At 43.5% G+C, this 14,048-nt stretch carries 12 protein-coding genes; all 12 read left to right on the forward strand.

The window, feature by feature from the left end; genetic code table 11:
- Window positions 1–177: 177 nt before the first annotated feature.
- The 12 genes from SSIN_RS07245 to purH all read left to right on the forward strand — a co-directional run bounded on the left by SSIN_RS07245 (window position 178) and on the right by purH (window position 13,951).
- Entirely contained in the window at window positions 178–1,350 is a 1,173-nt protein-coding gene (locus SSIN_RS07245; RefSeq protein ID WP_037617419.1) for a pyridoxal phosphate-dependent aminotransferase, read from the forward strand.
- The gene (gene recO, locus SSIN_RS07250) at window positions 1,343–2,140 is read left to right on the forward strand and encodes a DNA repair protein RecO (protein ID WP_037617421.1); all 798 of its coding nucleotides are present in this window, start codon (window positions 1,343–1,345) and stop codon (window positions 2,138–2,140) included. The genes SSIN_RS07245 and recO overlap by 8 nt, the downstream gene beginning before the upstream one ends.
- Window positions 2,121–3,125 (forward strand): phosphate acyltransferase PlsX, encoded by a 1,005-nt coding sequence (gene plsX / locus SSIN_RS07255; protein WP_037617422.1) that lies wholly within the window; start codon window positions 2,121–2,123, stop codon window positions 3,123–3,125. Before recO ends, plsX begins: the two co-directional genes overlap by 20 nt.
- The gene (locus SSIN_RS07260) at window positions 3,122–3,364 is read left to right on the forward strand and encodes an acyl carrier protein (protein WP_037617425.1); all 243 of its coding nucleotides are present in this window, start codon (window positions 3,122–3,124) and stop codon (window positions 3,362–3,364) included. Before plsX ends, SSIN_RS07260 begins: the two co-directional genes overlap by 4 nt.
- Window positions 3,365–3,590: 226 nt before the next feature.
- On the forward strand, window positions 3,591–4,298 hold the full coding sequence (gene purC / locus SSIN_RS07265; RefSeq protein WP_037617427.1) for a phosphoribosylaminoimidazolesuccinocarboxamide synthase: 708 nt from the start codon (window positions 3,591–3,593) through the stop codon (window positions 4,296–4,298).
- A gap of 19 nt (window positions 4,299–4,317) precedes the next feature.
- Window positions 4,318–8,043, forward strand: a complete 3,726-nt coding sequence (locus SSIN_RS07270; RefSeq protein WP_037617429.1) for a phosphoribosylformylglycinamidine synthase — start codon at window positions 4,318–4,320, stop codon at window positions 8,041–8,043.
- Between the two features lie 36 nt (window positions 8,044–8,079).
- On the forward strand, window positions 8,080–8,700 hold the full coding sequence (locus SSIN_RS07275; protein ID WP_037617431.1) for a DNA alkylation repair protein: 621 nt from the start codon (window positions 8,080–8,082) through the stop codon (window positions 8,698–8,700).
- A gap of 25 nt (window positions 8,701–8,725) precedes the next feature.
- On the forward strand, window positions 8,726–10,165 hold the full coding sequence (gene purF / locus SSIN_RS07280; protein ID WP_037617434.1) for an amidophosphoribosyltransferase: 1,440 nt from the start codon (window positions 8,726–8,728) through the stop codon (window positions 10,163–10,165).
- Window positions 10,166–10,221: 56 nt separating this feature from the next.
- Window positions 10,222–11,241, forward strand: coding sequence for a phosphoribosylformylglycinamidine cyclo-ligase (gene purM / locus SSIN_RS07285; protein WP_037617436.1), 1,020 nt, complete (start codon window positions 10,222–10,224; stop codon window positions 11,239–11,241).
- Window positions 11,238–11,783 (forward strand): phosphoribosylglycinamide formyltransferase, encoded by a 546-nt coding sequence (purN, locus tag SSIN_RS07290; protein WP_037617438.1) that lies wholly within the window; start codon window positions 11,238–11,240, stop codon window positions 11,781–11,783. The genes purM and purN overlap by 4 nt, the downstream gene beginning before the upstream one ends.
- An 86-nt stretch (window positions 11,784–11,869) precedes the next feature.
- Complete coding sequence (locus SSIN_RS07295) at window positions 11,870–12,379, forward strand: VanZ family protein (protein ID WP_037617441.1); 510 nt, start codon at window positions 11,870–11,872, stop codon at window positions 12,377–12,379.
- A gap of 24 nt (window positions 12,380–12,403) precedes the next feature.
- Complete coding sequence (gene purH, locus SSIN_RS07300) at window positions 12,404–13,951, forward strand: bifunctional phosphoribosylaminoimidazolecarboxamide formyltransferase/IMP cyclohydrolase (protein ID WP_037617445.1); 1,548 nt, start codon at window positions 12,404–12,406, stop codon at window positions 13,949–13,951.
- Window positions 13,952–14,048 lie beyond the last annotated feature (97 nt).

Below are 14,048 nucleotides of genomic sequence, written 5' to 3' on the forward strand. Positions count from 1 at the left end.
GTCTTATCTCATTTTTCACTTAAAGCCTTGACAGACTTGACAAATGGTAGAAAAGAGCCATAATTATTTGAGAACTAGTGTGTTGCTAGTTCTCTTTCTTTTTCTCACTTATAATAAAATTTTGCTGTAGTAATGCTTTTATAGTATAATGGTTCTATCAAGTTATCGGAGGTGGCCATGGATTTGATAAAAAAGTTTAATAAAAATTTAGATAAGATTGAAATATCCCTGATTCGTCAGTTTGACCAGTCTATTTCTACGATTCCAGGTGTTCTGCGGCTGACCTTAGGAGAGCCAGACTTTCCGACACCGGATCACATCAAGGAGGCGGCCAAGGTAGCTATTGATGCCAACCAGAGTCACTATACAGGAATGAGCGGACTTTTGGAGCTGCGACAGGCTGCGTCTGACTTTGTCAAGGAAAAATACCGTCTGTCCTACAATCCAGAGAATGAGATTTTAGTGACCATTGGAGCAACCGAGGCTCTGTCTGCGACTTTGACGGCTATCCTGGAGGAGGGGGATAAGGTCCTGCTACCAGCGCCAGCTTATCCAGGCTATGAGCCGATTGTCAATTTGGTCGGGGCAGAGATTGTCGAGATTGATACGACAGAAAATAACTTTGTTTTGACTCCTGAAATGCTAGAGCAGGCTATCTTGGAGCAGGGGGATGCGCTCAAGGCGGTTATTTTGAACTATCCGGCCAATCCGACTGGCGTGACTTATTCGCGAGAGCAGATTGAGGCTTTGGCAGCAGTATTGAGCAAGTATAAAGTATTTGTCGTTTGTGATGAGGTTTATTCTGAGTTGACTTATACGGAGCAGGGACACGTTTCTCTGGCGGAATATTTGCCTGAGCAGACCATCGTGATCAATGGCTTGTCCAAGTCTCATGCTATGACGGGCTGGCGATTGGGCTTTATCTTTGCACCGGCTGCTTTTACAGCTCAATTAATCAAGAGCCATCAGTATCTAGTGACAGCAGCCAACACCATGGCTCAATATGCAGCTATTGAGGCATTGACAGCTGGTAAAGATGATGCTCAACCGATGAAGACGGAATACATCCAGCGGCGGGATTACATTATCGAAAAAATGACGGAGCTAGGTTATCAGATTATCAAGCCAGATGGAGCTTTCTATATTTTTGCCAAAATTCCAGCAGGCTACAATCAAGATTCTTTTGCTTTTTTGCGGGATTTTGCTGAGAAGAAGGCTGTGGCCTTTATCCCAGGAGCGGCCTTTGGCCAGTATGGAGAAGGCTATATCCGCCTGTCTTATGCAGCTAGCATGGAAACCATCAAGGAAGCTCTGAAACGGCTCAAGGAGTACATGGAAGACCATGCTTAGACCGTTAACAAGCAAGAGTTTGATTCTCTATAATCGTAATTTTCGAGAAGATGATAAGCTGGTCAAGATTTTTACGGAACAGGCTGGCAAGCGAATGTTTTTCGTGAAACATGCTGGAAAATCCAAGCTGGCACCAGTCATCCAGCCTCTGACTGCGGCAGAGCTCTTGATGAAAATCAATGACGATGGGCTCAGCTATATCGAAGATTACCAAGCTGTGGAAAGTTACGGGCAAATCAAGGGCGATCTCTTTGTTATGGCTTATGCCAGCTATGTAGCAGCCTTAGCGGATACCAGCATTCAGGACAATCATCCAGACCCAGCACTCTTTGCTTTTTTGCAAAAGACACTGGATCTGATGAATCAAGGCCTGGATTATGAAGTCTTGACGAATATTTTTGAAATTCAAATTTTGACTCGTTTTGGGGTGTCTCTGAATTTCCATGACTGTGTTTTTTGCCATCGGACAGGTCTGCCTTTTGATTTTTCCTTTCAATATGGCGGGGTGCTCTGCCCAGAGCATTATCACAAGGATGCTCATCGCAGCCATCTCAACCCCAATATTCCTTTTTTGCTCAATCAGTTTCAGGCAGTTCAGTTTAGTGAGCTGGAGACGATTTCGCTCAAGGCTGATATCAAGCGACAGATCAGGGATTTTATAGATCAACTCTATGATGAATATGTAGGCATTCATCTTAAATCAAAGAAATTTATCGACTCTCTGGGGGACTGGGGCAGTATTTTACAAGATAAACATGAGGAAGAACAGCATGAAAAAAATAGCTATTGATGCCATGGGCGGAGACAATGCCCCTCAGGCTTTAGTCGAAGGTGCCAATCAGGCTCTGAGAGACTTCGCGGATATTGAGATTGTTCTCTATGGGGATGAGGCCAAGATTAAACCTCTGTTGACAGCGACAGAGCGCGTCAGTATCGTCCATACGGATGAAAAGATTGATTCGGATGATGAGCCAACCAGGGCTATTCGCAAGAAGAAGCAGGCTAGCATGGTTTTGGCAGCCAAGGCAGTCAAAGACGGGGAAGCAGATGCGGTCCTGTCTGCTGGTAACACGGGAGCGCTTTTGGCGGCGGGCTTCTTTATCGTTGGACGGATTAAAAACATTGACCGACCAGGACTTTTGTCCACTTTACCGACTGGAGATGGCCGAGGCTTTGATATGTTGGATCTGGGGGCAAATGCTGAAAATACCCCTCACCATCTGCACCAATATGCTATCTTGGGTTCTTTTTATGCGGAAAATGTTCGTGGAATTAAGCAGCCACGGGTTGGTTTGCTCAATAATGGCACGGAAGCCAGCAAGGGAGACCCTCTGCGTAAGGAAACCTATGCCTTGCTGGCAGCGGATGACAAGCTGAACTTCATCGGAAATGTGGAGGCACGTGACCTTATGGATGGAGTGGCAGATGTTGTCGTAGCAGATGGCTTTACGGGAAATGCTGTGCTCAAGTCTATCGAAGGAACTGCGATTAGTATCCTATGCCAGCTTAAAAAGGCTGTTTTGGGCGGTGGTCTCAAGGCTAAACTAGGAGCCCTGTTGCTCAAAGACAGCCTCCAGGAGATGCGCAAGAGTCTGGACTATTCCAGTGCCGGTGGTGCCGTTCTCTTTGGTCTCAAGGCACCGGTAGTCAAGACACACGGCTCTAGCGATGCCAAGGCCGTTTATAGCACGATTCGTCAGATTCGGACCATGCTGGAGACAGATGTTGTCGGAAAATCTGTGGTTGAATTTTCAAGAACCGAGGAGGAAAAATGAGCGAGAAGGAAATTTACGCAAAGATTGTTGAAGTTATTCAAGAGCATGAAGGGGCAGACTTCTCTGTCAGTCCTGAACTCAGTCTCAAAGATGAATTAGGTGTTGATTCGGTTGATTTGATGGAATTTATCATTGACCTTGAAGATACATTTGCAATTGAGATCCCGGATGAGCAGATTGATCATTTTAAGAATATCTCAGACATAGTAACCTATATTCATGGAAAATTGAAAAAATAAGATATATAAAAAAGTAATCTTTTTGACATGTACTAATCCCTAAAAAGTTGAACAAGCAATGATTGAAAGGAATGAATCCTGTATTAAGCGGGACTCATTCCTTTTAATTTTGTTCGGATTTTCAAGGAGGTTCAATCCGTTTTTAGAGGTTTGTACGGGAATCATTGTAAAATTGTTTTGAATATGGTAAAATTAGGGTATAAAAGCACGAAAGGCGAATAATAAAATGTCAAATAAGTTGTTATATTCGGGAAAGGCAAAGGATATTTTTGCGACAGAGGATGAGCATGTGATTTTGGCCCGTTACAAAGATCAGGCAACGGCTTTTAATGGCGTTAAAAAGGAGCAGATTGCAGGGAAAGGGGTATTGAACAATAAAATTTCAGCCTTTATTTTTGAAAAATTGAATGCTGCTGGTGTGGCAACGCATTTTATCGAGAAAATCTCAGAGACAGATCAGCTTAATAAAAAAGTTGACATTATTCCCTTGGAAGTGGTGTTGCGTAACTATACAGCAGGCTCTTTCTCTAAACGCTTTGGTGTGGAAGAAGGGATCGCCTTGGACACTCCGATCGTTGAATTTTACTATAAAAACGATGATTTGGATGATCCTTTTATCAATGACGAGCATGTGAAATTCCTAAAGATTGCGGATGACCAGCAGATTGCTTTCTTAAAAGAGGAGACTCGCCGTATCAATCTTCTTTTGTCAGACTGGTTCCGCCAGATCGGGCTTAAGTTGATTGATTTCAAGTTAGAGTTTGGTTTTGACCAAGACGGTAAAATTATTCTAGCAGATGAATTTTCACCGGACAATTGTCGGCTTTGGGATGCTGAGGGGCATCACATGGACAAGGATGTCTTCCGTCGCGGCCTAGGCGAGCTGACCGATGTTTATCAAATCGTCTGGGAAAAACTGCAAGAATTGAAGTAAGAAAAGGATAGAAGATACTATGGATAAGCGTATTTTTGTTGAGAAAAAACCTAATTTTGGAATCAAATCTCAGAGCTTAGTCAAGGAATTGACCCACAATCTCCAGTTAAAGACTTTAGCAGAACTGCGCATTGTGCAGACTTACGATGTTTTTAATCTAAGTGAAAGCCTATTTGCGCGTGCGGAAAAACATATCTTTTCTGAGCAGGTGACAGACCGTCTCTTGTCAGAAGCAGAGGTTGTGGAGTCTTTATCTGAGTACGCTTTCTTTGCTATTGAAAGCTTGCCAGGGCAGTTTGACCAGCGGGCGGCTTCAGCTCAAGAAGCCTTGCTCTTACTGGGTAGTTCAAGTCATGTAAGGGTCAATACGGCCCAACTTTACTTGGTCAATAAAGATATTGATGCGACTGAGTTAGAAGCGGTCAAAAACTACCTGCTCAATCCAGTTGATTCTCGTTTCAAAGACATCACGACAGGGATTGCCAAGCAAGAATTCTCAGAGTCAGATAAGACCATTCCAAAATTGACTTTCTTTGAAAGCTATACGGCGGAAGACTTTGTACGCTACAAGACCGAGCAAGGGATGGCGATGGAAGTGGATGATTTGCTCTTTATCCAAGACTACTTCAAGTCAATCGGGCGTGTGCCGACAGAAACAGAACTCAAGGTCTTGGATACTTACTGGTCTGACCACTGCCGTCACACAACTTTTGAGACAGAGTTGAAAACTATTGATTTCTCAGCGTCTAAATTCCAAAAACAATTGCAGGCGACTTATGACAAGTATCTAGCCATGCGTGATGAGTTGGGGCGCTCTGAAAAACCGCAAACCTTGATGGATATGGCAACTATTTTCGGTCGTTACGAACGTGCCAATGGCCGTTTGGACGATATGGAAGTGTCTGATGAGATTAATGCCTGCTCGGTTGAAATCGAGGTTGACGTTGATGGTGTCAAAGAACCATGGCTCCTCATGTTTAAAAATGAAACCCACAATCACCCAACGGAAATTGAGCCGTTTGGTGGAGCGGCTACTTGTATCGGTGGTGCCATTCGCGACCCATTGTCAGGGCGTTCTTATGTTTATCAGGCGATGCGCATCTCGGGAGCGGGCGATATTACGGCACCGATCTCTGAGACACGTGCTGGTAAATTGCCACAACAAGTTATTTCGAAGACAGCAGCTCAGGGTTATTCTTCTTATGGGAACCAGATTGGTCTTGCGACGACCTACGTTCGTGAGTACTTCCATCCGGGCTTTGTAGCTAAACGCATGGAGCTTGGAGCCGTTGTCGGCGCTGCTCCTAAGGAAAATGTTGTCCGTGAAAAGCCTGAAGCGGGCGATGTGATTATCCTACTCGGTGGGAAAACAGGTCGTGACGGTGTCGGCGGTGCGACAGGGTCTTCTAAGGTTCAAACGGTTGAGTCTGTAGAGACTGCTGGTGCAGAAGTTCAAAAAGGGAATGCCATTGAAGAACGCAAGATTCAACGTCTGTTCCGTAAGGGTGATGTAACACGTCTCATCAAGAAATCAAACGACTTTGGTGCAGGTGGTGTCTGTGTAGCCATTGGTGAATTGGCCGATGGTCTTGAAATCAATCTTGATAAAGTCCCGCTAAAATACCAAGGTTTGAATGGAACAGAAATTGCTATCTCTGAATCACAAGAACGGATGGCGGTTGTGGTTCGTCCAAAAGATGTGGATGCCTTCGTTGCGGAATGTAACAAAGAAAATATTGACGCTGTTGTGGTTGCGACAGTGACTGAAAAACCAAATCTGGTCATGTACTGGAATGGTGAAATTATTGTAGATTTGGAACGTGCTTTCCTTGATACCAATGGTGTGCGCGTGGTGGTTGATGCTAATGTGGTTGACAGTGATGTAAACGTTCCTGAAGAACGCACAACATCAGCTGCAACTCTTGAAGCAGATACAGTGGCTGTTCTTTCAGATCTTAACCACGCTAGCCAAAAAGGATTGCAAACAATCTTTGACTCTTCAGTTGGTCGCTCAACTGTCAATCATCCACTTGGTGGCCGTTACCAAATCACACCTACTGAGGCTTCTGTACAAAAATTGCCAGTTCAACATGGTGTAACAAATACCGCTTCAGTCATGGCGCAAGGGTTCAACCCTTATATTGCAGAATGGTCACCTTACCACGGTGCTGCTTATGCGGTTATTGAAGCAACAGCTCGCTTGGTTGCAGCAGGTGCTAACTGGTCTAAGGCTCGCTTCTCTTATCAAGAATATTTCCAACGTATGGACAAACAGGCCGCTCGTTTTGGTCAGCCAGTAGCAGCTTTGCTTGGTTCTATTGAAGCACAAATTCAACTCGGTCTGCCATCCATCGGCGGTAAGGACTCTATGTCTGGTACTTTTGAAGAATTGACTGTTCCGCCAACGCTTGTTGCCTTTGGGGTGACAACAGCAGATAACCGTAAGGTGCTCTCTCCTGAGTTTAAGGCTGCGGGTGAAAATATTTACTACATTCCAGGTCAAGCTATTTCAAAAGATATTGATTTCGACTTCATCAAAGCTAACTTTGCACAGTTTGAAGCGATTCAAAAAGCACACCATATAACTTCAGCTTCTGCTGTTAAATATGGCGGTGTACTTGAAGCACTTGCGCTTGCAACCTTCGGTAATCACATTGGGGCTAAAGTAGAATTGGATGAGCTTGACACATGCTTGACAGCACAGCTCGGCGGTTTCATCTTTACCTCTAGTGAAGAGGTTGCTGGTGCTAGCAAAATCGGCCAGACCACCACTGGCTTTACACTTGTTGTCAACAACATTGACATTGATGGCCAGAAACTTGACAATGCCTTCCAAGGTAAATTGGAAGAAATTTATCCAACTGAATTTGAGCAAAGTAAAGAGTTACAAGAAGTACCAGCTGTAGCTTCTAATGTGGTGCTTAAAACCCAAGAAAAAGTTGAACAACCCTTGGTTTACATTCCCGTCTTTCCGGGTACTAATTCAGAATACGATTCAGCCAAGGCCTTCGAACAAGCTGGCGCTAGAGTGAACTTGGTACCGTTTGTAACACTTAATGAAGCAGCTATTGAAGCCTCAGTTGACACAATGGTTGACAATATTAGTAAAGCAAATATTATTTTCTTTGCTGGTGGCTTTTCTGCAGCAGATGAACCAGATGGCTCAGCTAAGTTTATTGTCAATATTTTACTCAATGAAAAAGTTCGTTCTGCTATTGATAAATTCATCGAAAAAGGCGGTCTCATCATCGGTATCTGTAATGGTTTCCAAGCTCTTGTCAAGTCAGGCCTTCTGCCTTATGGTAACTTTGAAGAAGCTGGTGAAACAAGTCCAACCCTTTTCTACAATGATGCTAACCAGCACGTTGCTAAAATAGTGGAAACTCGTATTGCCAATACCAACTCACCTTGGCTGGCCGGTGTGAAAGTTGGAGATATCCATGCGATACCAGTATCACATGGTGAAGGTAAATTTGTGGTGACGGCAGAGGAATTTGCTGAACTTCGCGACAATGGTCAAATCTGGAGCCAGTATGTAGACTTTGACGGCAAACCATCTATGGATTCTAAATACAATCCAAATGGTTCAGTGAATGCCATTGAAGGTATTACCAGTAAAAATGGTCAGATTATTGGTAAGATGGGACACTCCGAACGCTGGGAAGATGGTCTTTTCCAAAATATTCCAGGAAATAAAGACCAACATTTGTTTACATCAGCAGTTAAATATTTTACAGGGAAATAAAAGATATGTAAAAGATCGGTTTGTAGAAAGGCTATTATGATTCAGTATATTGCAAGGCTAGAAAATGATTTTTCGCTCATAGAACATGGATTTAAAGAACAAGAGCAGAAAGCTTTGAATGATTATCAATCAAACGATAGTGAATATATCAAAAAGTTAGCGCTTTTGGCTTATGAATCTGATGTTTATCAGGTGCGAATGTATGCTGTGTTTCTTTTTGGATATTTATCAAACGATAAAGAAATTTTAATATTCATGCGAGATGAAGTCTCCAAAGATAACAACTGGAGAGTTCAGGAAGTTCTTGCTAAAGCATTTGATGAATTTTGTAAGAATACTGGTTATGAGACGGCACTTCCAATTATTGATGAATGGTTGAAAAATAGCAATCCGAATACAAGAAGATCTGTTACAGAGGGACTAAGAATATGGACAAGCAGACCATATTTTAGAGAGAATCCTACCGAAGCTATTAGACGAATATCTGCTTTAAAAGGAGATACGAGTGAGTATGTTAGGAAATCAGTAGGTAATGCCTTAAGAGATATAAGTAAGAAATTTCCAGATTTAATTAAAGAGGAAGTTAATAATTGGGAATTAGAAAATAAAGAAATTAAACAAGTCTACAAATTGGCAAGTAAATTTATTGAAGTTTAGAATTTAAGCGCAAAAGGTATAAAGAATGACATACGAAGTAAAATCTCTTAATGAAGAATGTGGGGTCTTTGGCATTTGGGGTCATCCTCAAGCCGCTCAAGTCACTTACTTTGGTCTTCATAGTCTGCAACACCGTGGTCAAGAAGGAGCTGGTATTTTAACCAATGATAAAGGTAAGCTCCGTCGTCATCGCGATACAGGCCTTCTTTCAGAAGTCTTTAAAAATCCAGTTAATTTGGAGAAGTTGACGGGTTCTGCTGCCATCGGGCATGTTCGTTACGCGACAGCTGGTGAAGCCTCCATCAATAATATCCAACCCTTCCATTTCAAATTTTACGATATGGAGTTTGGTTTGGCGCATAATGGTAATCTGACCAATACCCAGACCTTGAAAAAAGAATTGGAGCGTAACGGAGCTATCTTTTCGTCTTCATCAGATACAGAAATCTTAGCTCACCTTATCCGTCGTAGCCATAATCCAAGCTTCATGGGAAAGGTTAAAGAGGCTCTGAGTACTGTTAAGGGGGGCTTCGCCTATCTCCTCATGATGGAGGATAAGCTGATTGCAGCTCTTGACCCTAATGGTTTCCGACCTCTTTCAATTGGACAAATGGCCAATGGTGCTATTGTTGTTTCCAGTGAGACCTGTGCTTTTGAAGTGATTGGTGCCACATGGCTGCGCGATGTCAAACCAGGAGAAGTTGTCATCATTGATGACCAAGGCATTCAGTATGATACCTACACAGACGAGACGCAGTTAGCCATCTGCTCAATGGAATATGTCTATTTTGCCCGTCCTGACTCAGTGATCCATGGTGTCAATGTTCATACAGCTCGCAAAAATACAGGACGCCGTTTAGCTAAAGAATTTAAGCATGAAGCGGATATTGTTGTCGGTGTTCCCAATTCATCACTTTCTGCGGCCAGCGGATTTTCTGAAGAATCCGGTTTGCCAAACGAGATGGGACTCATCAAAAATCAATACATCCAGCGGACCTTTATCCAGCCAACACAGGAACTGCGTGAGCAGGGTGTTCGGATGAAGTTGTCAGCAGTGTCAAGTATTGTCAAGGGTAAGCGCGTGGTGATGGTGGATGATTCTATCGTTCGGGGAACGACCAGTCGTCGGATTGTTCAGCTCCTACGTGAAGCTGGTGCGGCAGAAGTCCATGTGGCGATTGCCAGTCCCCCACTTAAATATCCATGTTTTTATGGTATTGATATTCAAACACGTCGTGAATTAATTGCAGCTAATCATACCGTAGACGAAACTTGTGAGATTATCGGAGCAGACAGTCTGACTTATTTATCTTTGGATGGTTTGATTGAGTCCATCGGCTTAGAGACAGATGCTCCAAATGGTGGTCTCTGTGTTGCTTACTTTGACGGGAACTATCCAACTCCACTTTATGATTATGAGGAGCGTTATCTGGAAAGTCTAAAAGAAAAAACGAGTTTTTATTGATAGGCTAAACTAAATAGCAGCTCTGCTATTTTCAAAAGAAAAATGAGGAAAATGAAATGACAAAAAATGCATACGCTCAGTCTGGTGTTGACGTTGAAGCGGGTTATGAGGTTGTTGAACGAATCAAAAAGCATGTAGCTCGTACGGAGCGTCTTGGTGTTATGGGAGCGCTGGGTGGTTTCGGTGGGATGTTTGATTTGTCCCAATTGAATGTTAAAGAACCTGTCTTGATTTCAGGGACTGACGGTGTGGGAACCAAGCTCATGTTGGCCATCAAGTATGATAAGCACGATACCATTGGTCAGGACTGTGTGGCCATGTGTGTTAATGATATCATCGCGGCTGGTGCTGAGCCACTCTACTTCCTGGACTATATCGCAACTGGTAAAAATGAACCTGCAAAATTGGAGCAGGTGGTCGCAGGTGTTGCTGAAGGTTGTGTGCAGGCAGGCGCTGCCCTCATTGGCGGGGAAACGGCTGAAATGCCGGGAATGTATGGCGAAGATGACTATGACTTGGCTGGTTTTGCGGTCGGAGTGGCTGAAAAATCTCAAATCATTGATGGCTCAAAAGTGGCTGAAGGTGATGTGCTTCTGGGGCTGGCTTCCAGCGGTATTCATTCTAACGGCTACTCCCTCGTTCGTCGTGTTTTTGCCGATTACACAGGGGAAGAAGTCTTTCCAGAATTGGAAGGTAAGAAACTCAAGGAAGTCCTTCTTGAGCCAACTCGTATCTATGTAAAAGCAGCTCTGCCATTGATAAAGGAAGGGCTGGTCAACGGGATTGCCCACATCACAGGTGGTGGCTTTATCGAAAATGTCCCTCGTATGTTTGCAGATGACCTGGCTGCAGAGATTGAGGAAAGCAAAGTTCCAGTCCTTCCGATTTTCAAAGCCCTTGAAAAATACGGTCAGATCAAGCACCAAGAAATGTTTGAAATTTTCAATATGGGTGTCGGGCTTATGCTGGCAGTTAGTCCTGAAAATGTAGACCGTGTTAAGGAATTGTTGGATGAACCAGTTTATGAAATTGGTCGCATCGTCAAGAAAGAAAACGAAAGTGTCATCATCAAATGAAAAAAATAGCGGTTTTTGCCTCTGGTAATGGCTCAAACTTTCAGGTGATTGCCGAAGAATTTCCAGTGGAGTTTGTTTTTTCAGACCATCGTGACGCCTATGTGCTCGAGCGTGCCGACAAGCTTGGCGTTCTGTCCTATACTTTTGAACTCAAGGAGTTTGAGAACAAGGCAGAATACGAAGAAGCAATTGTCAAGCTCTTGGATCAGCACCAGATTGACTTGGTTTGTCTAGCAGGCTATATGAAAATCGTTGGGCCAACCTTATTGGCGGCTTATGAAGGTCGAATCATCAACATTCATCCCGCCTATCTGCCAGAATTTCCAGGAGCTCATGGGATTGAGGATGCTTGGAATGCTGGCGTTACTGAGAGCGGCGTTACCATTCACTGGGTGGACTCCGGTGTGGATACAGGCAAGGTTATCAAACAAGTTCGTGTGCCGCGGCTGGCTGATGATACCATTGAAAGTTTTGAAGCCCGGATTCATGAGGTGGAGTACAAGTTGTATCAAGAGGTTGTCAAGACTCTAATTGCAGAGTGACATTTTGGTGATTCGTAGAATATCTTTGATTTTAAATTACCATCAGCGACTGTTGCCGATGATGGCTTCAAACGGAGGTATTTGTAATGCTAGCATCTAAAAAAACAACTCAGTATGTATTTTACGCCTATCTGCTTTTATTGACTTGGGGAATTTTATTTAAATTTGAAACAAATCCTGGATCCATAGTATTTTTCTTAGCTCCTAGATATATCAATTGGATTCCATTTTCAGAACCACTCATAGTCAATGGAAAAATTGTTATGGCTGAAATGCTATTTAATCTGGTTTCTTTTATTCCTCTAGGTGTCTGCCTGCCTTTGGTGAAATCACCTTGGTCTCGTTGGAAAATTGCTGGCGCAGGCTTACTGCTTAGCTTATTTTACGAATGCTTACAGTATATCTTGGCCATTGGTGCGACAGATATGACGGATTTGATTTTAAATACTCTAGGAGTTTGTGTAGGATTATTAATTTATCCATTATTTAAAAAAGTGCTAAAATCACAGACTAGAAAGTGGGTCAATATCATAGGGATGATTGTGCTTGGCCTTGCTTACCTTATTTTGCTGTTACTTATTGTAATTGGTGTTTAACTAATTCTAAAAAAGGAGAACATAATGACGAAACGCGCCTTAATCAGCGTCTCAGACAAAGCGGGCATTGTTGAATTTGCCCAAGAACTCAAAAAACTTGGTTGGGATATTATCTCGACAGGTGGAACCAAGGTTGCCCTTGATAGTGCTGGGGTGAAGACCATTGCTATTGATGATGTGACTGGTTTTCCAGAAATGATGGACGGTCGTGTGAAAACACTTCATCCAAATATTCACGGCGGCCTTTTGGCTCGTCGCGACCTTGACAGCCACCTTCAAGCTGCAAAAGATAATCACATTGAATTGATTGACCTTGTTGTGGTTAACCTTTACCCATTCAAAGAAACTATTCTGAAACCATATGTGACTTATGCTGATGCGGTTGAAAACATTGATATCGGTGGTCCATCCATGCTTCGCTCAGCAGCGAAAAACCATGCTAGCGTAACAGTTGTGGTGGATCCTGCGGACTATGCTGTAGTTTTGGACGAATTGTCAGCCAATGGCGAAACAAGTTATGAAACTCGCCAACGTCTGGCAGCTAAAGTTTTCCGTCACACAGCAGCTTACGACGCTTTAATTGCGGAATATTTCACAAAACAAGTTGGTGAAACAAAACCTGAAAAACTCACCATCACTTATGATTTGAAACAACCCATGCGTTATGGTGAAAACCCTCAACAAGACGCGGATTTCTACCAAAAAGCTTTGCCAACAGATTATTCTATTGCATCAGCCAAACAGCTTAACGGTAAGGAATTATCCTTCAACAATATCCGTGACGCGGATGCTGCTATCCGTATTATCCGTGATTTCAAAGATCGTCCAACTGTAGTGGCTCTCAAGCACATGAATCCGTGTGGTATTGGTCAAGCTGATGACATCGAAAAAGCTTGGGACTACGCTTATGAGTCAGACCCAGTGTCCATCTTTGGTGGGATTGTCGTTCTCAACCGTGAGGTGGATGCTGCGACAGCTGAGAAGATGCATGGTGTCTTCCTTGAAATCATCATCGCACCGAGCTATACAGATGAGGCGCTAGCGATTTTGACCAACAAAAAGAAAAACCTGCGGATCCTTGCCTTGCCATTTGATGCTCAAGATGCCAGCGAAGTGGAAGCTGAGTATACAGGCGTTGTTGGCGGTCTCCTTGTTCAAAACCAAGACGTGGTCAAGGAAAGCCCAGCTGACTGGCAAGTGGTAACCAAACGCCAACCAACTGAGACAGAGGCAACAGCTCTTGAATTCGCTTGGAAGGCCATCAAATACGTCAAATCCAACGGAATCATCATAACCAACGACCACATGACACTCGGTGTTGGTCCAGGTCAAACCAACCGTGTGGCTTCCGTTCGTATTGCGATTGACCAAGCCAAAGATCGTCTTGATGGTGCTGTGCTTGCCTCTGACGCCTTCTTCCCATTTGCGGACAACGTGGAAGAAATTGCAGCCGCAGGTATCAAGGCTATTATCCAACCGGGTGGCTCTGTCCGTGACCAAGAGTCTATCGACATGGCTGACCAGTATGGGCTGACCATGATCTTTACAGGGGTTCGGCATTTCAGACATTAAGAAATATTGAAAATCCTCGGCTTAATGAACCGCACCCAAAAAGTTGGACAAAAAATATTAGTGAAAGGATTTGGTTCTGTACTGAACAGGGCTGAGT

This window comes from Streptococcus sinensis, from assembly GCF_000767835.1.
Lineage (GTDB): Bacteria > Bacillota > Bacilli > Lactobacillales > Streptococcaceae > Streptococcus > Streptococcus sinensis.